The sequence below is a fragment of the uncultured Albimonas sp. genome (genome assembly GCF_963977235.1).
Classification (GTDB): domain Bacteria; phylum Pseudomonadota; class Alphaproteobacteria; order Rhodobacterales; family Rhodobacteraceae; genus Albimonas.
In genome coordinates, this window is record NZ_CAXBOD010000018.1 from 16625 (window position 1) to 36400 (window position 19776).

The 19776-nt window shown below is 70.6% G+C and carries 18 protein-coding genes; 7 read left to right on the forward strand and 11 right to left on the reverse strand.

The features are described from left to right. Positions 1-5 precede the first annotated feature (5 nt). The 6 genes from AAC134_RS10915 (at position 6) to AAC134_RS10940 (ending at position 7286) form a co-directional block, all read left to right on the forward strand. Positions 6-1043, forward strand: coding sequence for a branched-chain amino acid ABC transporter permease (locus AAC134_RS10915; RefSeq protein WP_339949120.1), 1038 nt, complete (start codon positions 6-8; stop codon positions 1041-1043). A 284-nt stretch (positions 1044-1327) separates the two neighbouring features. Then, positions 1328-2521 (forward strand): ABC transporter substrate-binding protein, encoded by a 1194-nt coding sequence (locus tag AAC134_RS10920; protein ID WP_339949121.1) that lies wholly within the window; start codon positions 1328-1330, stop codon positions 2519-2521. A gap of 213 nt (positions 2522-2734) precedes the next feature. Continuing rightward, complete coding sequence (locus AAC134_RS10925) at positions 2735-3919, forward strand: ABC transporter substrate-binding protein (protein ID WP_339949122.1); 1185 nt, start codon at positions 2735-2737, stop codon at positions 3917-3919. A gap of 190 nt (positions 3920-4109) precedes the next feature. After that, positions 4110-5303 carry an ABC transporter substrate-binding protein gene (locus AAC134_RS10930; protein WP_339949123.1) on the forward strand — a complete coding sequence of 398 codons (1194 nt, stop codon included), beginning with the start codon at positions 4110-4112 and terminating at the stop codon, positions 5301-5303. A gap of 180 nt (positions 5304-5483) precedes the next feature. After that, positions 5484-6449, forward strand: coding sequence for a diacylglycerol kinase family protein (locus tag AAC134_RS10935; protein ID WP_339949124.1), 966 nt, complete (start codon positions 5484-5486; stop codon positions 6447-6449). Positions 6450-6458: 9 nt separating this feature from the next. Next, a complete protein-coding gene (locus AAC134_RS10940; RefSeq protein WP_339949125.1) occupies positions 6459-7286 on the forward strand; it encodes a metallophosphoesterase in 828 nt (275 codons plus the stop codon). Between the two features lie 270 nt (positions 7287-7556). Here the strand turns inward: AAC134_RS10940 and AAC134_RS10945 are convergent, their stop codons facing one another. From AAC134_RS10945 to ectA, 4 genes are all read right to left on the reverse strand, one after another. After that, positions 7557-9053 carry an aspartate kinase gene (locus AAC134_RS10945; protein WP_339949126.1) on the reverse strand — a complete coding sequence of 499 codons (1497 nt, stop codon included), beginning with the start codon at positions 9051-9053 and terminating at the stop codon, positions 7557-7559. A gap of 100 nt (positions 9054-9153) precedes the next feature. Beyond that, positions 9154-9552 (reverse strand): ectoine synthase, encoded by a 399-nt coding sequence (locus AAC134_RS10950; RefSeq protein WP_339949127.1) that lies wholly within the window; start codon positions 9550-9552, stop codon positions 9154-9156. A gap of 10 nt (positions 9553-9562) precedes the next feature. Further along, positions 9563-10870, reverse strand: coding sequence for a diaminobutyrate--2-oxoglutarate transaminase (gene ectB, locus AAC134_RS10955; RefSeq protein WP_339949128.1), 1308 nt, complete (start codon positions 10868-10870; stop codon positions 9563-9565). 98 nt (positions 10871-10968) lie between these two features. Further along, positions 10969-11496 (reverse strand): diaminobutyrate acetyltransferase, encoded by a 528-nt coding sequence (ectA, locus tag AAC134_RS10960; RefSeq protein ID WP_339949129.1) that lies wholly within the window; start codon positions 11494-11496, stop codon positions 10969-10971. A gap of 319 nt (positions 11497-11815) precedes the next feature. Here ectA and AAC134_RS10965 point away from each other — a divergent pair, with 319 nt between their 5' ends. Next, complete coding sequence (locus AAC134_RS10965) at positions 11816-12349, forward strand: MarR family transcriptional regulator (RefSeq protein ID WP_339949130.1); 534 nt, start codon at positions 11816-11818, stop codon at positions 12347-12349. 35 nt (positions 12350-12384) lie between these two features. Here AAC134_RS10965 and AAC134_RS10970 read toward each other — a convergent pair whose 3' ends face one another. The 7 genes from AAC134_RS10970 to AAC134_RS11000 form a co-directional block, all read right to left on the reverse strand. Continuing rightward, positions 12385-12807, reverse strand: a complete 423-nt coding sequence (locus AAC134_RS10970) for a hypothetical protein (RefSeq protein ID WP_339949131.1) — start codon at positions 12805-12807, stop codon at positions 12385-12387. After that, positions 12804-14993 carry an ATP-binding protein gene (locus AAC134_RS10975; RefSeq protein WP_339949132.1) on the reverse strand — a complete coding sequence of 730 codons (2190 nt, stop codon included), beginning with the start codon at positions 14991-14993 and terminating at the stop codon, positions 12804-12806. Before AAC134_RS10975 ends, AAC134_RS10970 begins: the two co-directional genes overlap by 4 nt. 437 nt (positions 14994-15430) lie before the next feature. Next, positions 15431-15973 carry a molybdopterin-dependent oxidoreductase gene (locus tag AAC134_RS10980; protein ID WP_339949133.1) on the reverse strand — a complete coding sequence of 181 codons (543 nt, stop codon included), beginning with the start codon at positions 15971-15973 and terminating at the stop codon, positions 15431-15433. A gap of 89 nt (positions 15974-16062) precedes the next feature. Further along, positions 16063-17145 carry a branched-chain amino acid ABC transporter permease gene (locus AAC134_RS10985; protein ID WP_339949134.1) on the reverse strand — a complete coding sequence of 361 codons (1083 nt, stop codon included), beginning with the start codon at positions 17143-17145 and terminating at the stop codon, positions 16063-16065. Between the two features lie 7 nt (positions 17146-17152). Beyond that, positions 17153-18187: a branched-chain amino acid ABC transporter permease gene (locus AAC134_RS10990; RefSeq protein WP_339949135.1), complete on the reverse strand. Its 1035-nt coding sequence runs from the start codon at positions 18185-18187 to the stop codon at positions 17153-17155. Beyond that, a complete protein-coding gene (locus tag AAC134_RS10995; protein ID WP_339949136.1) occupies positions 18184-18912 on the reverse strand; it encodes an ABC transporter ATP-binding protein in 729 nt (242 codons plus the stop codon). Before AAC134_RS10995 ends, AAC134_RS10990 begins: the two co-directional genes overlap by 4 nt. Continuing rightward, positions 18905-19669, reverse strand: a complete 765-nt coding sequence (locus AAC134_RS11000; protein ID WP_339949137.1) for an ABC transporter ATP-binding protein — start codon at positions 19667-19669, stop codon at positions 18905-18907. Before AAC134_RS11000 ends, AAC134_RS10995 begins: the two co-directional genes overlap by 8 nt. Positions 19670-19776 lie beyond the last annotated feature (107 nt).

The window sequence follows — 19776 nt, forward strand, 5'->3', positions numbered from 1 at the left end:
TGGCGATGAGCGACGACACCATGGGCGGCGCGGCCGCCGGACCCAAGAAGGCGGCTCCCGTCCCCAAGGGACGGGCCGCCGCGGCGGGGGGGCGGTCCACCCTCGGTCAGGCCGTGTTCCTGATCGTGCTGATCGGGGCGATCCTGCTGCCGTTCTTCTCGAAGAACTTCTTCGTGTTCCAGATGACGATGCTGATGGTCTACGCCATCGCCATCCTGGGCCTGAACCTGCTGACGGGCATCAACGGCCAGTTCTCGCTGGGCCACGGCGCCTTCTATGCGGTCGGCGCCTACACGGCGGCGATCATGATGGAGAACATGGGGATCGGCTACGTCTGGACGCTGCCGGTGGCGGGCATCCTGTGCTTCGTGGTCGGCTTCCTGTTCGGCCTGCCGGCGCTGAGGCTCGAGGGCATATACCTCGCGCTCGCCACCTTCGCGCTGGCGGTGGCGACGCCCCAGTTCATCAAGCTCAGCCCGTTCGAGCACTGGACGGGCGGCGTGCAGGGCATCGTGATCATCAAGCCGGACGCGCCCTTCGGGCTGGACGCGGTGATCAACGCCGACCAGTGGCTCTACTTCTTCACCCTGGTGGTGGGGCTGTTCCTCTACTGGCTGGCGCGCAACCTGGTGCGCTCGCGCACCGGGCGGGCGCTGATGGCGATCCGCGACAACCCGATCGCGGCCCGCTCGATGGGGGTGAACACCTCGGTCTACAAGGCGACCGCCTTCGGGATCTCGGCCATGTTCACCGGCATCGCGGGGTGCCTGGGCGCCATCGTGATCCAGTTCGTGGCGCCCGACAGCTTTACCTTCGCGCTGTCGGTGCTGATCCTGGTGGGCCTGGTGATCGGCGGCGTGGGCTGGCTGCCCGGCGCGCTGATCGGCGCGGCCTTCGTGGTCTTCATCCCCAACGTGGCCGAGGAGATCTCGAAGGGCCTCGCGGGGGCCTTCTACGGCTTCTTCCTGATCGCGGTGATCTACCTGGCGCCCCAGGGCGCGGGCGGCCTGCTGCGCGCGCTGGCCCAGAAGGTCGGCCGCTGAAGCCGTGAGCGATCCGGGGGGCCGCGCGCGCCGCGGCCCCCCGCCGGACCCGCGCCGAAGGGAGATCGGGCGGGGCCGGACCCGGGGGCGAGCCCCCCGACCATCCGGGCCGAGGGCGGGAGGGAGAGCCCCCCGCGGCCCCGGGGCGAAGCGGAGCGGCTCCGACAGAAGGGCCGCGGCGCACAGGGAGCGCCCCTCGCCGGACCGCCGATCCAGGCGGTCCCAACGGCCTCGCCAGAAGGGCCGTCGTCGTTATCAGCCCCCCTTAGGGAGACCCGTTCTCAATGCTCAATCGACGTTCCATGATGATGGCGGCCGCTTCGGTCCTCGTCCTGTCCGCCGCGGGCCCTGCCGCCGCGCAGGAGGCCATCAAGATCGGCAACACCATGCCCTATTCCGGCCCGGCCTCGGCCTACGGTCAGATCGGCAACACGATCGAGGCCTATTTCAACAAGCTCAACGCCGAAGGCGGCGTGGCCGGCCGTGAAATCGAGTTCATCACCTACGACGACGCCTACTCGCCCCCCAAGGCGGTCGAGCAGGTGCGCCGCCTGATCGAGCAGGACGAGGTGGACGTCCTGTTCCAGAACCTCGGCACGCCGTCGAACACGGCGATCCAGAAATACGTCAACGCCAAGAAGGTGCCCCACCTGTTCCTCGCCACCGGCGCGGCCAAGTGGAACATGCCCGACAAGTTCCCGATGACCACCGGCTGGCAGCCGAGCTACCAGACCGAGGGCGCGATTTACGCCAAGTGGATCCAGGAGAACGTCGAGAACCCGAAGATCGCCATCCTCTGGCAGAACGACGACTTCGGGAAAGACTACCTGATCGGCATGAAGGAGGCGCTGGGCGAGGCCGCCGACAGCCTGATCGTGGCCGAGGCCCCCTATGAGGTCGCCCAGCCCACGATCGACTCCGAGGTGCTGTCGCTGAAGGCCTCGGGCGCCAACGTGTTCTTCATCGTGGCGACCCCGAAGTTCGCCGCCCAGGCGATCAAGAAGTCGGCCGAGATCGGCTGGGAGGCCGAGCGCTTCCTGTCCAACGTCTCGGTCTCGGTGGGCGCGGTCCTGAAGCCCGCGGGCTTCGAGGCGTCCAAGGGCGTGATCTCGGCGGCCTACCTCAAGGAGGCGACGGACCCGCAGTGGGCCGACGACCCCGCGATGGAGGAGTGGCGCGCGTTCATGGACGAGTACTACCCCGACGGGGACCAGGCCTCGTCCTTCACGGTCTTCGGCTACGGCGTGGCCAAGACCATGGAGCACGTGCTGAAGCAGGCCGGCGAGGGCGCGGACGCGCAGGCGATCCTGAAGGCCGCCACCTCGATGGACCATGTCGAGAACCCGATGCTGCTGCCCGGCATCACCATGACCACCGGCCCGACCGACTTCGCGCCGATCGAAGCGATGCAGCTGCAGCGCTTCAACGGCGAGACCTGGGAGCTGTTCGGGGAGATCATCCACGCCGAGTCCTCGTGACCCGGCGGCGCTGAACGGGCGGGACGCACGCGGCGAAGATCGCGGCCCCGCCCGGCGCAAACAGCGATCCCGCCCCGTCGCGACGGGGCGGGATGACCATCGGGGCCTGATCCGCGCGCGCCGGATCAGGCCCCGAACCGTCCTGGGGGTGAAAAGCTAAGGCTCGCATACCCTAAGGTTTACGTAACGAAAAGCGCGAATGGGAGGTTCCGAATGTTCGGACGCAAGACCTGGATGGCCGCGGCTGCGGCCTCGGCGCTGATCGCCGCCCCTGCGGCGGCGCAGGACGCCATCAAGATCGGCAACACGATGCCGTACTCGGGCCCGGCCTCGGCCTACGGCACGATCGGCAAGACGATCGAGGCCTACTTCAACAAGGTGAACGCCGAGGGCGGCGTGGCCGGCCGGCAGATCGAGTGGATCAGCTACGACGACGGCTATTCCCCGCCCAAGACGGTGGAGCAGGTCCGCCGCCTGGTGGAGCAGGACGAGGTGGACATCCTGTTCGCCACGCTCGGCACGCCCACCAACACGGCGATCCACAAGTATGTGAACGCCAAGAAGGTGCCGCACCTGTTCGTCTCGACCGGCGCGTCGAAGTGGAACGACCCCTCGGGCTTCCCGATGACGACCGGGTGGCAGCCGAACTACCCGACCGAGGGCGCGATCTACGCCAAGTACATCATGGACAACATCGAGGATCCCAAGATCGCGATCCTCTACCAGAACGATGACTACGGCAAAGATTACCTCCACGGCATGAAGATGGGCCTGGGCGACAAGGCTGACAGCCTGATCGTCGCCGAGACCCCCTACGAGGTCGCGCAGCCGACCGTGGATTCCGAGGTGATTTCGCTGAAGGCCTCGGGCGCGAACGTGTTCTTCATCGTCGCCACCCCGAAGTTCGCCGCCCAGGCGATCAAGAAGTCCGACGAGATTGGCTGGGAGGCCGAGCGCTTCCTCAACAACGTCTCGGTCTCGGTCGGCGGCGTGCTGCAGCCGGCGGGGCTCGAGGCCTCCAAGGGTCTGATCTCGGCGGGCTACATGAAGGAGTCGACCGACCCGCAGTGGAAGGACGACGAGGAGATGGCCGTCTGGCGCGCGTTCATGGATGAGTACTATCCCGACGGCGACCAGACCTCGTCTTTCACCACCTTCGGCTACGCCATCGCCATCACCATGGTCGAGGCGCTCGAGAAGGCCGGTCCCGACGCGGGCCGCGAGGAGATCCAGGCCGCGGCGACCTCGCTCGACGTGCGGGTGCCGATCCTGCTGCCCGGCATCCAGGTGAAGACCTCGGAGACCGACTTCGCCCCGATCGAGGCGATGCAGCTGATGCGCTTCAACGGCGAGAGCTGGGAGTTCTTCGGCGAGGTCATCCACGCCGAGTCGAGCTGAGCCGACCTCCAGACGCCGCCGCCCTTCGCGGGCGGCGGCGCCCGAGCTTCCTCCTTGGGCGGAAGCAAGCAACGGGGCCCGATCCGCACCGCGCCGGATCGGGCCCCGCGGCGTCTGGGGCCCCGACAACTAAGGGGCGCGAACCCTAAGGCGACCATCCAACAGGCGCGGACGGGAGGAAGCGACGATGTTGAACCGACGCACTCTGATGGGCGCCGCGGTCGCGGCCCTGGCCGCCGCTGGCGGCTCAGGCGCCGCGCTGGCCGCCGACGAGACGATCAAGGTGGGCAACACCAATCCCTACTCGGGCCCCGCATCGGCCTATGGCCAGATCGGGCGCACGATCGAGGCCTATCTCAACAAGGTCAACGCCGAGGGCGGCGTGAACGGCCGCCAGATCGAGTGGATCAGCTACGACGACGGCTATTCGCCGCCCAAGACGGTCGAGCAGATCCGTCGCCTGGTCGAGCAGGATGAGGTCGACATCCTGCACGGCACGCTGGGCACGCCGACCAACACCGCGATCCACAAGTACGTGAACGCCAAGAAGATCCCACACCTGTTCGTGGCCACCGGCGCCTCGAAGTGGAACGATCCCGAGAACTTCCCCTGGACGTCGGGCTGGCAGCCCAACTACCCGACCGAGGGCGCGATCTACGCCCAGTGGATCCTGGCCAACATCGAGAACCCAAAGATCGCCGTGCTCTACCAGAACGACGACTACGGGAAGGACTATCTGACCGGGCTCAAGCGCGGGCTCGCGGGGCGAGAGGACCTGATCGTCGCCGAGGCGCCCTACGAGGTGGCCCAGCCGACGGTGGATTCGGAGGTCATCAACCTCAAGTCGACGGGCGCCAACGTGTTCTTCATCGTGGCCACCCCGAAGTTTGCCGCCCAGGCGATCAAGAAGTCGGTCGAGATCGGCTGGGAGGCCGAGCGCTTCCTCAACAACGTCTCGATCTCGGTGGGCTCGGTGCTGGAGCCGGCGGGGCTGGAGGCCTCCAAGGGCCTGATCTCGGCGGGCTACCTGATGGAGGTGGACGACCCGCAGTGGGCCGACAACGCCGAGGTGGCCGAGTGGCGCGCCTTCATGAACGAGTGGTATCCCGACGGGGACCAGACCTCGTCCTTCACCGTCTTCGGCTACGCCTCGGCGATCACGCTGGTCGAGACGCTGCGCCGTGCGGGCGACGACCTGAGCCGGGAGAACATCGTCAGGCAGGCCGCCTCGCTCAAGGAGCTGCGCGTGCCGATGCTGCTGCCGGGGATCACCATCAACACCTCGCCCACCGATCACGCTCCGATCGAGGCGATGCAGCTGATGCGCTTCAACGGCGAGAGCTGGGAGCGTTTCGGCGAGGTGGTGCACGCCGAGTCCTCCTGAGCCCTTCGCGCCGGCCCTCTCCGGACGGGAAAGCGCGGCCGCCCCTTCGCGGGGGCGGCCGTTTTTGCCCGGCGCCTGCAAATCGGCCGAATTCCGCCTAGGCCCGGCCGGATAAGGCGCCACATAGGGGACCATAGCCTCACGTCGACCCGAACCCACGCGCCCGTCAGGAGCCCGTTTATGTCCAGCGTCCCCGATCTCGAGCCCGCCGACCCGGCGCCCGGCGCCCCGCCGCGCGCGCGGGCCGACGAGACCTGCGTGATCCTCAACGCGGGCTCTGGCCGACGGCGGGCGGAGTCGCTGGCGGCAACCCTGGAGCGGGAGTTCGCCCGCCACGGCATCCCCGCCCGCCTGCGCCTGATCAAGAAGGGCCGCGACCTGGAGGGCGCCGCGCGCGAGGCCGCCGACGAGGGCTTCGGCACGGTCGTCGCCGGCGGCGGGGACGGGACCATCAACGCGGTCGCCGGCGCGATCGCAGGCTCGGGCGCGCGGCTGGGGGTGATCCCGCTGGGCACGTTCAACTACGTCGCCCGCAGCCTGGGGCTGCCCGAGACGCCCGAGGAGGCGGTCGCGGTGCTGGCCGCGGGCGAGACGCGTCCGCTGCCGCTGGGCGAGGTGAACGGGCGGGTGTTCCTCAACAACGCCAGTCTGGGCGCCTATGCCAAGATCCTCGAGACGCGCGAGAGCGTCTACCGCCGCTTCGGACGCTCCCAGCTCGCGGCGCACTGGTCGGTGGTCACGGCGCTGGCCGAGTTCCGCGCGCCGCTCGACGCCAAGGTGACGGTGGACGGGGAGGTGACGCGCGTGAAGACGCCGCTCGCCTTCATCGCCAACAACGCCTTCCAGCTCGAGCAGTTCGATTTCCACGAGGCCGCGGAGCGGGTGCGCGACGGCGAGTTCGCGCTGTTCCTCGCCCCCGACCGCGAGGCGTTCGACCTGATCCGGCTGGCTGCGGCGCTGGGGCTGAAGGCGCTGAAGCCGGGGCGCGACTTCGAGATGCTGTATGGCAAGGACATCCTGGTCGAGACCCGCCGCGGCCGCCGCCTGGTGGCGCGCGACGGAGAGCGCTCGAAGATGTCGGGGCCGTTCCACTTCCTGCGCAAGGACGACGCGCTGGAGGTTCTCGCGCCCGCGCGGGAAGGGTAAGCTGGTTTTATGCTGAGACTGGCTCACCTGTCCGACCTTCACTTTGGCCGCGTTCCCCCGAAAGTCGCCGACCGTCTCGTGGAAGCGGTGACGCGCCTCGCGCCCGACCTGACCGTGATCACCGGCGACATGACCCAGCGCTCGCGCTCGAGCCAGTGGCGGATGGCGCGCGACTTTGTCGAGCGGCTGCCGGGGCCGGTGATCTGCGTGCCGGGCAACCATGACGCGCCGCTCGAGAACGTGGCGCGGCGGCTGGTCAGCCCCTGGCGGCGCTATCGGCGGTACATCGCGCTCGACGTGGCGCCGACGACGCGGATGAAGGGGGTTCGGGTGGTCGGGGCCAACAGCGCCAGCCGGGTCGAGTGGCAGCGCGGCCGGCTGGATCCCGGCGACATGGCGCGCGCCTGCAAGGCCCTGGCCGAACCCCCGCGCGAGGGTCTGACGGTGCTGGCGCTGCATCACCCGCTGGAACAGTTGCCCGACGATCCCAAGGCCCCGCTGCGCGACGCCGAGGACCACGCCCGGCGGCTGGCCGAGGCGGGGGCCGAGCTGGTTCTGTGCGGGCACATGCACACTTGGCGGGCGATGCCGATCCTGGGCGGACGGATGCTGCAGGTGCAGGCGGGAACCTCGCTGTCCCTGCGCACGCGGGGGGAGGAGAACGACTTCAACCTGCTGACGCTGAGCAAGGGCCGGGTCGAGATCGAGCGGCATGCGGTCGGCGAGGGCGGGGAGGATTTCCTGCGGCTCGCCGGGGTCGCCTTCGCCAAGCGCGAGGGGCTTTGGGTCGAGGTCGACGGGGGCGTGGCGGCGCCGGCGCTCGCAGAAGAGGCCTGAGGGGCGACGGGACGGCTCTCGCGGTCCCTGCGGGCCCGCATCGCCCGCCCGCCGCCCCCGCTGGAGACCAGCCGAAAGAACCGCCCGCGCCTGGCGCGCGGGCGGTTCTTTCGTGCGGGGGACGGGGGGCGGGACGGGACTCGCGGGCCTGCGGCCCGCAACGCCCGCCCGCCAACCCCGTAGACGGCGGGCGTCTGCGGGGCCGGGCATGAGAAAGCCGCCCGCGCGGGGGGCGCGGGCGGCCTTGGGCAGGGACGGCTGCGGGCCGGGTCAGGCGGCGCGCAAGGAGGCCGCGGTGGTCTGCAGCGGCTCGGCGTCGAGCTCGGGGCGCGCGATCTCCTCGGCCGAGGAGACCAGCTCCTCGTGCAGGGCGCGCACGGCGTCGTCGGCCTGCTCGGCCGGCACCAGCCACTGCACGTCCACGGCGCGGCCGTTGTCCTGCACCGCCAGCACCTTGACCTGGCGCGCCTCGAGCGCGGTCAGGCCGCGGCGGGCGACCGAAAGCCCCTCGAGATTGCGGCCGATGGCCGAGACCAGCGCCATCTTGCGGGCGCGCACCCGGGCGCCGGGGCAGGTCTCGGCGAGGTCCGCCTCCACCCGCTTCACCAGCTTCAGCGAGGCGTCCACGTAGTGGGTGATGGTGTTGGCGTTGGAGCTCTTGGAGACGATCCGCACGCGGTGGCGGGTCAGGCTCTCGAGGATCCGGGCGTCGTAGCCCTTCACGCCGACCATGTCCTGCTCGAACACCTCGAGCGCGAGCACGGGCAGGCCGGTGACCATCTCCACCCGGGTCTCGCCGCCGTACTCGGCGTCGATCAGGGTGCCGGGATCGTCGGGCTCGAACGCGTTGGTGACGCGCAGCGGGATGCCGGCCTGACGCAGGGTCTTGGCCGCGCGGGGGTGGATCGCCTCCATCCCCAGGTTCGAGAGCTGGTCGGCCACGTCGTAGTTGGTGCGGCCAAGCTTGCGCACCGCGTCCGCGCCCACGACCTTGGGATCGGCCGAGGAGAGGTGGAACTCCTTGTGCACGATCGCCTCGCGCGCGCGGGTGCGGGCGGCGATGCGCGAGAAGGTGACCTCGGAATAGCCGCGGTCGAACTCGCGCATCAGGCCCTCGCGGCACTGGGCGTAGCCGGTGACGATCGGCAGCTCGCGGGCCAGGTCGATGTCCTCGAAGCCGAGGTCGATGCGCTGGTCGAGGCTGGGATGGGTCTCGTCGCGCCAGCCGGTCAGGTCGACGAAGCGGGCGTTGACCCCGTGGCGGCGCAGCAGCGTGGCGGTGACGAAGGCGGAATGCGCCTCGCCCAGGCCCGAGATCAGCTCGCGCACCGTCAGCAGGTGGCTGTCGAGCTGGAAATGGCCGTAGGAGCACAGGCGCTGGAGGTCGATCAGCACCGAGCGCGCGCCCTCGATCCGCTCGCGCACGAAGTCGTCGGCGGCGCGGACGTCGGCCTTGTCGTCGAGGATCTCGTGATGGGCGTCGGTCATGGCCTTCATGACGCGGTTCAGGCCATCGGACCAGCCGTGGTCGTGATCGGCGTTGGCGAACAGCGCATAGACGCCGGGCTCGCCCGACTTCTTGTGCTCGAGCAGCAGGTTGGTGATGCCGCTGTAGGCCGAGACGACGAAGACCCGGTTGTAGAGCGCATCCTCTTCCCGGTCGCCGATGAACAGGCCGTCGAGAAGCTCGCAGGTGCGGCTCATCGAGGTGCCGCCGATTTTCTCGACGGTGTGCTCGCGAAGCGGGGCGTTATCGTTGCAGGTCACGGAAGTCCCTGTTCTTTTGGGGTCGCCTGGGGATCGGTACGCGCCCGCCCGGAGGGGGCGGGCGCTGTCCTTGGCGCGCCTGCGGACAGGCGCGGGAGCCTCAGGCGGCCGACTCTTCCTCGGCCGGGGCGTAGGAGCCATCTGCGCGATGGACCTCTTTCCCCGTGACGGGCGGATTGAAGGTGCAGGCGAAGACGCATTCGGTCTTGCAGCGCAGCGTGTGCTTGTCGTGCAGGTTCAGCGCGTACATCACGCCCGGCTTGATCGGGTGGACCTCGCCGGTGGCCAGGTCCTCGATCGAGCCTTCGCCCGACACGCAGTAGACGCTCTCGAAGTGGTTCTTGTAGTGGAACGTGTGCTCCGAACCGGCCTCGATGATGGTGATGTGGAAGCTGAAGCCCATCTTGTCGTCGGCCAGCAGCAGGCGGATCGAGCGCCACTGCTCGGCGGCGGCCTCGCGCTCGGTCCCCATGCACTCGTTCAGGTCGCGGACGATCATCGGTGTCTCCTTATTCGGCGGCCAGCTTCGTGGCGGCGCCCGACGCGCGGGCGGCCACGGCGGCCTCGAGAATGTCGAGCCCCTGGGTCAGGGTCTCGCGCTCAATGGTAAGCGGGCAGAGCACCTTGACCACTTCGTCGTGGGCGCCCGAGGTCTCGATGATCAGGCCGGCCTTGAAGCAATCGGCGCAGATCGCCTCGGCGAGCTCGCCCGAGCCGACGTCCACGCCCTGCATCATGCCCCGGCCCTTCACGAAGGCCTCGGGGATCATGCCGGCGATGGCCGACAGGCGATGGTTCAGGATCTCGGCCTTTTCCTTCACCTCGTTGGAGAAGGCGTCGTCGGACCAGAACTTCTCCAGCGCCACGCGGGCGGTGATGAAGGCGTGGGTGTTGCCGCGGAAGGTGCCGTTGTGCTCGGCGGGCTTCCACACGTCCAGCTCCGGCTTCAGCAGCAGCGCCGCGAAGGGCAGGCCCATGCCCGAGAAGGACTTGGCGAGCGGGATCATGTCCGGCTCGACGCCCATCTCCTCGAAAGAGAAGAAGGTGCCGGTGCGCCCGCAGCCCGCCTGGATGTCGTCCAGGATCAGCAGGATGCCGTGCTTCTTGGCGATGCGGTCGAGGCCGCGCAGCCACTCGCCCGAGACGGCGTTCAGGCCGCCCTCGCCCTGCACCGGCTCCAGCAGGAACGCGGCCGGGTGGTCGAGGCCGGAGGAGGGATTCTCCAGCATCGCCTCGATCTGGGCGAGCGTGTCGACGCCTTCGCCGAACGCGCCCTCATAGGGCAGGCGGGTGACGCCCGAGAGCGCCATGCCCGCGCCGTTGCGCTTGCCGGCGTTGCCGGTCGCGGCCAGCGCGCCCAGCGTCATGCCGTGGAAGCCGTTGGTGAAGGCGACGATGTTCTCGCGCCCCGTGGTCTTGCGCGCGAGCTTCATCGCGGCCTCGACGGCGTTGGTGCCGGTCGGGCCGGTCATCATCACCTTGTGGTCCATGCCGCGGGGCTTGAGGATCAGCCGCTCGAACGTCTCGAGGAACGCCTGCTTGGGCCCGGTGTGGAAGTCGAGCGCGTGGCCGATGCCGTCCGCGGTCAGATGCTCGATCAGCGCCTGTTTCATGTCCGGGTCGTTGTGCCCGTAGTTCAGCGAGGAGCAGCCGGCGAGGAAGTCGATGTACTCGCGGCCCTCGGCGTCGGTCATCCGCGCGTTGCGCGCCGACACGAAGGACGTGGGGAACGAGCGGCAGTAGCTGCGCGCCTCGGACTCGCGGCGGGTGTAGATGCTGAAATCGGCCGTCTCGGCCGGGGTGCCGGTCGGGGTCATGGGAAACCTCCCGTATCTGCTATGGTCTGGGTTCGTGGCCCTTCCGGGACCCGCGCGATCGGTGAGGACGCCGCGGATCCCGGTCGGTCTTCGGAGCTTCAGGCGGCGGCGGCCGCGAGCGCTCCGAACGGGCCGATGGTGACCATGTATTCCGTGTCGTGACGGCCCTCGAAGTGGTCGTCGCGCTTGAAGTGGGGCTCGCGCTTCAGGCCGGCGTCCTGACGGTCGGCGAAGCGGCGGAACAGCGCCCAGCTCGCGTCGTTCGAGCGGGTGATGGTGGTCTTCAGCCGGGTGACGTCCTGGCAGACGTCGCGGTCGAGAAGCTCCTGGAGCATCTTGCCGGCCAGACCCATGCCGCGGGCGTTCTCGGAAACCGCCACTTGCCACACGAACAGCGTGTCAGGCTCCTGCGGGGGGATATAGGCCGAGATCCAGCCCAGCGCCTCGCCGTCCCGCTCCACCAGCACACAGGTGTCGGCGAAGTGATCGCACTGCAGAAGGTTGCAGTAGAGCGAGTTGCGGTCCAGCGGCTCGCAGTTCCGGATCAGGTCCCACACGGCAGCCCCGTCCTCGGCGGTCGGGATGCGGAAGGTCGGAAGATCGGTCTGGAGAGTGTCGCGGGGCATGGGTCCATCGTTGGTCGTTTCGGTTGATTGAAAGATACGGGCCTGCCGAGAAATTTCAACCCCGAAGGAGTTTTTGCCCATTCCTGGGGCTCACCCGAATTCGTGCTTTGTGGATCAATGACTTGCGGTCCTTTGCGCTGCGCACTTTCGCGCCAGTAAACTTCATTTCGTAAATTTAATTTGGGCTGAGGGGGTGGAAATCCTTCGGCGCCTGAACGAAATTCAGGTCATGGCTTTAACTGAACGCTCCTTCGAATATGATGCCGCGAGATCTCTCGCCGCGGCGGCGCTGCCGCCTGTCCCTGGAACCGCTACGCCCATGCAGGACCGCGTGAAGCACTCGTTGGTGGCGCTGCGCCGGATCCTCCGCGCGACGGAGGGCTCGGCGCGTGCGCTGGCGCGGGAGACGGGGCTGACCACGCCCCAGCTGATGGTGCTCGACCACCTCGCCGAGCGCGCCGAGGCGACCCCCAAGACCATCGCCCAGGCGGTGGGCGTCGCCCAGGCCACCGCCACCGCCCTGATCGAGAAGCTCGAGGCGCGCGGCTTCGTCCGCCGCCGGCGCGGCGAGACCGACCGTCGCCAGTTCTGGCTGTCGCTGACGCCCGCGGGGCAGTCCGCGCTCGAGGCCGCGCCCGACCCGCTGCAGTCGCGCTTTGCCGAGAAATTCGACCGGCTGGCGGACTGGGAGCAGTCTATGCTGGTCGCCTCGCTCGAGCGTGTGGCCGCGCTGATGGAGGCGGCCGACGAGTCCCGCTCGGGCGAGGTCGCGCCGCTGCTGCACGCGGGCGACGTGGCCGAGCCGCATCCCGATCCGCGCGCCGAACGCCGGGGGCGCAACGGGCGCAACTGAGCGCGTCGCCCTGGGGCCGTGTCGGCCCGCGCCGCTCAGAGCGGCGGCAGCCGCGGCGCGCCGGCATCGAGCTGCGCCCGCAGCGCCGCCAGCGCCAGGCCCGCCGCGCGCGCATCCGCCTGCTTCGCCGACGCCTCGAGCGCGTTGAGCAGCCGCCCGAGTCCCGGGAACCCCAGCAGCTGGGCGTGACCGGCCGCGGCATGCGCGCGTCGGCCAAGCCCGGTCCAGGCGTCCGTCTCGGCAGCCTCGGGCAGAGGCGGCGCGCCGGCGCCCGCCAGCCCGTCGAGCGCGGCGCGCAGTCCCGCGACATGGGCGCCCAGCCGATCAGGATCCATCACCGCCAGCAGGTCCGCAAGCCGCGCCTCGTCCATCGGTTCTGGCGTCATCCGGGAGGCGGGCGGGGCGCGTTCGGGGACTGGCGGCCCGCCCGCGGGCTCGTCCCTGGGTTCGAGCGTCATGGCACGGCCTCCTTGGGGTTGGGGTCGCGGTCCGGATCGGCGGCGGCCCGCGGGGCGTCCTCGCGGCCGCGCAGGATCGCGGCGATGCGGTCGGGCGACAGCGGCTTGGACAGGATGTGGTCGATGCCCTGCGCGCGGACCTCGGCCACCACGTCTTCGTCGGCGTAGGCGGTCAGCGCCACCACCAGGCTGTCGCGCGAGCCGCCGGGCGCGGCGCGCAGGGCGCGGGCCACGTCGGCCCCGGTGCCGTCGGGAAGCTGCAGGTCCAGAAGCACCAGATCGTAGGCCTTCGCCACGCCCATCGCGGCGGCGCTTGCGGCTGTGGCGGCGTGTTCGGCCGCAAAGCCGGCGCGGCGGAGCTGGGCGAGCGTCACCTCGGCCAGCAGCGGATCGTCCTCGACCAGCAGCACCGAGACGCCGCCCCCGTCCATCGCGGCCATCGCCGGGCGCGCGCGCCGGCCCGGGGGGGACGCCGGCGCGACCCGCGTCGAGAACCAGAAGATCGAGCCGCCGCCGGGACGCGCGCGATGCTCGATCTCGCCTCCCATGCCGGCCAGGATCCGCCGGCAGATCGCCAGCCCCAGGCCCAGCCCGCGCGTCGCGGTGCGCCGTTCGGCCGAGGGGCTGCGGCCGGGGGCGGCGGCGGGCGGCGCCAGCAGCGGGGCGGGCGGCGACCAGGCGGTGGGCTCGGGTCCGCCGGGGCCGCTGTCCCCCGGGCCTTGCCCTGCTCCGGGGCCGGCGCGGCGGCGGGCGGCGCCCCAGTGCTGGCGGAACGGCTCGAAGATCAGGGCGCGCGCCTCGGGGGGGACGCCGGGGCCAGTGTCCTCGACCTCGACCAGCAGGCGGCGGCGGCCTTCGGGGTCAGGCTCCGAGAGGAAGGCGCGCAAGGCGACGTGCCCCTCGCGGGTGAACTTCAGCGCATTGGTCAGCAGGTTCTCGGCCACCTGGCGCAGGCGCACCCGGTCGGCGCGCACCCAGGCGCCGCGCAGGGCCGAGAGATCCGAGCGGAAGGCGAGCCCGCGGGCCTGCGCCCGCGGCGCGGTGGCCACGCACACGGCGTCGAACAGGTCATGAAGCTCGAAATCCTGGGTCTTGCTCTCGAGCGTGCCGCCGGTGACGGCGGCGAACTCGAACACGTCCTCGGACATGGTGGCGATCACCTCGGCCGCCTGGCGCGCGTTGGAGAGGTGACGGCGTCGGGCGCGCGCCTCGTCCTCGGCAGGGGGCAGGGCGCCTCCGGCAGGTCGGTCCGCGGCGGAAGGGTCGTCTGAGGGATCCTCGGGCGCGTCGTCGCCGGCGAGCTCCAGCGCGCCGACGAGGGCGGCGATCGGGGTGCGCAGTTCGTGGCCGATGACCGCCAGCATCTCCGAACGCTCGGCCGACAGCGCCTCGGCCCGGTCGCGGGCGGCGACCAGGTCGGTGACGTCGGCGACGGTGATCATGTAGCCCCCCGCGGTGCGCCGACCGCTCTCGACCAGCAGCTTGCGGCCGTCGGCGCGCACCTGAAGGCGACGCTCGCGCGCCGAGCCGTAGGGCGCGGCCTCGGCCTCGGCCCAGGCGGCCTCGCGGCCCTGCGCCTCGGGGGCGTGGGCGGCGACGGCGGCGAAATGTTCGCGCGCGGTCAGCCCCTCGGCCCAGGCGACGCCGCCGACCGCGTGCAGGGCGTGGAATCCCTCGTTGCACTGGCGCAGCCGTCCGCCCTCGTCGAAGAAGGCAATGCCGTTCGACGAGGCGCCGAGCGCCGCGTCGAAGCGGGCGCGGGCCGCCAGCAGTCGTCTGGCGAGGCGCAGCACGAAGCGCAGCGCCAGCGCCGTGGCGAGGCCCGTGGCCAGCACCAGCAGCGCGAAGCGGATCTGCTGGCGGCGCTTGCGCTCGCGCAGTTCGCTCAGCGCCTGGAACAGCTGCGGGCGCAGGCGCAGTTCGTCGTCGTAGACGGCGCGGCCCATGCGGCGCACCGGCTCGACCCAGGCGTGGACAAAGTCCTGCATGGCCGCGAGCGCGGCCTGCGTGCCCGGGGGCGGCGCCAGGGGCGGGGGGCCGGACGGGGCGAGCCCGAGCCGCGCGTCCAGCGCCTCGAGGTCGGCCATCAGCGCGGCGAGGTTCGCGACATGCGCCTGCCCGTCGCGGGCGACCCGGACGCGGGAGAGGAAGCTCTCGGTCGTCAGCAGGTCGAGCCGGCTCCACATGATGTCGTACTGCAGGGCGATGGCGTCGGGGATGGCGGGCGGGCCCGGCGCGTGGGGGCCCGGGTCGGGGGGGGAGCGGCGCGTCCGGGGCCAAGGCCGGATCTGCGCGTTGCGTGCGGGCGATGCGGTCGGCGAGGCGCAGCATCTCGTTCTCGGCCTGGTGCGAGAGCCAGGAGACCGCGCCCTCGACGATGGCCGCGCGGCTTTCCTCGAGTTTCTGGGTGGCGCGGAAATCGACGCTGGCCGACCAGGACATCACCCCGAAGATCGCGACGGCCGCCGCCGCCACCGGGATCGGCAGCAGGTCCAGCCAGCGCCGACCGCGGTCGGAGGTGGTCAGCCAGCGCCGGGCCTTTGACGAGGCCGCGAGCCCGCGGTCGACGCGGGTCAAGACCGCAGCCCCGCGCCTGGCGCGGGCCAGGATCGCCAGCCAGCGCCTAGCGCGGGCCAAAATCAATCGCATTGACCTGCCAGATCCACATGTGGGTGTTGTCGGTGGCGGCGAGCTCGGGGCGCGCCTCGGAGGGGAACACCAGCCAGATCGGGCCCTTGTCGCGCACCGACATGGTCTTGCCGTCCATCTTCAGCGCCAGCACCCCGCCGCTGGCGATCACTTGGGCCGCGTCGAGCGTGATCTGGTAGGCGTTCAGCGCGGTCAGGGCCACGGGCCCCTCCGACACGCCGACGCGGGCGGCGAGGTCGGCGAAGGGCACGCCTTCGAACACCACCACGCCCTCGGTCCAGGGGGTGACGGCGCGGACCTGCGTCTGGGGCATGGCGGCGAGGTCGGCGAGCGAGATCGAGGTCGCCTGCTCCGCCCCCTGGCCATTGACCCGGACCGCGAGGTCCAGCGAGGAGGCCGCTGCGGGCGGCGCCCCGAGCGCGGCGACGCCGGCCGTGGCGATCACCCCGGCGGGCGCGAGAAGGCAGGCCGCCCACACGGCGAAGGCGGAAAGGCGGGAGGGCAGGGGGCTCGGCATCTGGCGAAGGCTCCGGGACTGCGGACGCGGGCGAGGGCGCCGCCCCGCGTGCGGCCGGCGCCCTCGCCCGGGTTCTGGCCCGGAATCCGCTAAGGCTTGGTTACGCCGGACCCCGCTCGTCCCTGGCGCAGGCGGCCGACCACGCCCGCGGGGAAGAAGTAGATCGAGGCGATGAACAGCAGCCCCAGCCACAGCAGCCAGCGGTCGGGGTTCATCAGGTCGGGGACCAGCGGCAGACCCGCGGTCGCCTCGGCGGCGCCGGCCATGACCGCCTGCAGATAGTTCTGCGCCAGCACCAGCAGCGTCGCCCCGATGGCCGCGCCATAGAGAGTGCCCATGCCCCCGATCACCACCATCAGCAGCACGTCGATCATGATCTCGAAGCCCATCGCCGTGCCGGGGCCGACATAGCGCAGCCAGATCGCGAACAGCGAGCCCGCCAGCGCCGCGCAGGCCGCCGACAGGCAGGTGGCGATGGTGCGATAGGCGACGACGCGGTAGCCGATCGCCTCGGCGCGGAAGTCGTTCTCGCGGATCGCCTGCAGGACCCGCCCGAAGGGGGAGTTCACCACCCGCAACAGGACGAGGAAGATCAGCAGGGAGCCGCCGAAGACGAGGTAATAGTTCAGCAATTTCCCGTTCATCGCGACGCCGAGGATGCGGACGTCCGCGAACTTGTAAGCCGGCGTCAGCTCCCGCGGGATCGAGAACGACAGGCCGTCCTCGCCCCCGGTCAGCGCGCTGAGCTGGCTGACCAGCACCGCCACGGCCGAGGCGACCGCAAGCGTGATCATGGCAAAGAAGATCGCCCGCACCCGCAGGCTGAACAGGCCGATCGCCAGCGCCACAACGGCGGCGGCGAGCGCGCCGGCGAGCGTGCCGACCACGACCGGCAAGAAGCCCCGCTCCATGTTCTCGCAGGCGAGCGCCACGCCGTAGGCGCCCATGCCGAAGAACATCGTGTGCGCGAAGCTGACGATCCCCGCGTAGCCCAGCATCAGGTCGTAGGAGGCCGCGAGCGCAATGAACACCGAGATGCGCGCCGCGGTCTCGAGGCTGCGGGTGCCGGGGAACAGGAACGGCGCCAGCGCCAGCCCCACGAAGATGACCAGCAGCACCAGCGACAGCGCGCGGGAGCGGGGCAGGTCGCCCGAGAGAACGCGGCTCAGCATCGGCCCCTCACTTCGCCTTGACCACGGGGGTCATCCCCTGCGGGCGCCACATCAGGATCGCGGCCATCAGGCCGATGTTCGAGATCAGCGCGACCTTGGGCGCAAGGAAGGCCACATAGTTCTGCAACAGCCCCACCATCAGCGCGGCGATGAAGCAGCCCTCGACCGAGCCGAGGCCCCCGATGATGATCACGATGAACACCAGGATCATCGTCTCCTGCCCCATGTGGGCGGTGATCACCTGCTCGTAGAGGCCCCACATCACGCCGCCGAGGCCGGCCAGCGCCGAGCCCGCCACGAAGACGCCGATGAAGACGCGCTCGATGCGGTAGCCCAGGGCCTGCACCATCTCGCCGTTCTCGACGCCCGCGCGCACGATCAGGCCGATGCGGGTGCGCTTGAGGGTCAGGCGCAGGGCGAGGAACACGATCAGGCCGAGCGCCACGGCGACCAGGCGGTATTTCTCGAGCGCGGCGCCGGCGAAGGTCACGGCGCCCTGGAAGGCGGCGGGACGCTCGATGAAGATCTCGACCGGGCCCCAGATCACGTAGATCAGCTGCTCGACCACGATCAGCCCGCCCATGGTGACCAGGATCTGCTTGAGGTGGGCGCCGTAGACGGGGCGCACGATCACCCGCTCGAACGCGTAGCCCATCACGCCGGTGGCGAGCATCGCGCAGGCCACCGCCAGCAGGATCGCGAAGCCGTTGAGCCAGATCGAGGCCTCGGCCGTCATGCCGGGCATCAGCATCAGCGCGGTGACGCCCACGAAGGCGCCGACCGAGACGAACGCGCCGTGGCCGAAGTTGATCACGTCCATCAGCCCGAAGACCAGCGTCATGCCCGCGGCCATGGTGAAGATCATCATGCCCATCGCGAGCCCCGACACGGTCAGCGTCAGCCACGAGGAATTCTGGTCGATCGCCAGCCACCCCAGGGCCGCCAGCGCCAGCAGCAGCAGCACCGGCGCGTGGGGCGAGAGCCGGTCCCCCAGCGAGGCCTTCGAGAAGGTCGGCCGGTGTTCGGGCGCGATCTCGGTCATCCGTGGCCCCCTTCCATGCTGAGGCCCATCAGTTTCTCCTGCAGGGCGGCGTCGGCCGACAGCGTCGCCATCGCGCCCGACCACACGATCTTTCCGTCGTCCATCACCGCGGCGTGGTCGCCAAGCGCCCGGGCCATCGAGAAATTCTGCTCCACCAGCAGGATGGTCGCGCCGGCCGCCTTCAGATCCTTCAGCGCCCGGACCAGCGTGCCGACGATGGCGGGGGCGAGGCCCTTGGAGGGTTCGTCGATCAGGTAGAGGCGGCGTTCCTCGCACACCGCGCGCGCGACCGAGAGCATCTGCTTCTGTCCGCCCGAGAGATTGCCCGCCGGCAGCTTCCAGAAGGTCTTCAGCGGCGGGAAGACCGAGAAGATCCACTCCAGCCGCGCCGCGTCGAGCGGCCCGGAGACGGCGGCCAGCACCATGTTCTCCTCGACCGTGAGGTCGGAGAAGACGCCCATGTTCTCGGGCACCAGCGACACGCCCGCCCGCGCGATGACGGGGGTGGGGAGGGCGGCGATGTCCCGCCCCTCGAGCAGGATGCGCCCCTGCCGGGCGCGCCACAGGCCCATGATGGTGCGCAGGGTGGTGGTCTTGCCCGCGCCGTTGCGGCCGAGCAGCATGGTGACCTGGCCGGCGGGCGCCTCGAGGTCCACGCCCTGCAGGATGTGGTACTGCTCGATGTCGGCGAACACGCCCTCGAGGCGCAGCAGAGGCTCAGACATCGGCGATCTCCTTGCCGAGATAGGCCTCCTGCACGACGGCCGAGGCCATCACCGCGGCCGGCTCCCCGTCGGCCGCGAGCGCCCCGTTGTGCAGGACGATGATCCGGTCGGCGAGCGTGCGGATCACGTCCATCTTGTGCTCGACCAGCAGGATCGCGTGGCCGCCCTCGGCCTTCAGATCGGCGATCAGATCGAGGACCACGGGCGCCTCGTCCATCGACATGCCGGCGGTGGGCTCGTCGAACATGTAGACGCGGGGTTGCAGGGCGATCAGCAGCGCCACCTCCAGCTTGCGCTGGTCGCCGTGCGACAGCGCCGAGACCGTCTGGTCGGCGAGCCGCGTCAGGCGCACCCGCTCGAGCGCATGGTCGGCGGCCTCGATCAGCTCGGCGTGGCGGGAGGCCATGGTGAACAGGTCGAGCCCCTTGCGGGCGCGGGACTGGGCGACCAGCCGCACGTTCTCGCGCACCGTGAGGGAGGGGAACAGGTTGGTCAGCTGGAAGGCCCGCCCCAGGCCGAGATGCGTGCGCGAGGAGGCCGAGGCGCGGGTGACGTCCCGCCCCTCCAGCAGCACCTGGCCGGCCGAGCCGGGAAGCTGGCCGGAGATCAGGTTGAAATAGGTGGTCTTGCCCGCGCCGTTGGGGCCGACGATGGCGGTCAGCTCCCCCGCCTTGAAGGCGCAGGAGACATGGTCCACCGCGACATGGCCGCCGAAGCGGATGGTCAGGTCCTTCGTCTCGAGCACGGGATCGGTCAAGGGAGGCTCCGCCGTCAAAGGTCTGCGCCGAAAAGGCCGGCCCCGGGCGCTGCACGGGCCGGCCGGGCGGAGGCGGTCTCGCCGCCTGGGTGGGTGGGCGGGGGCCG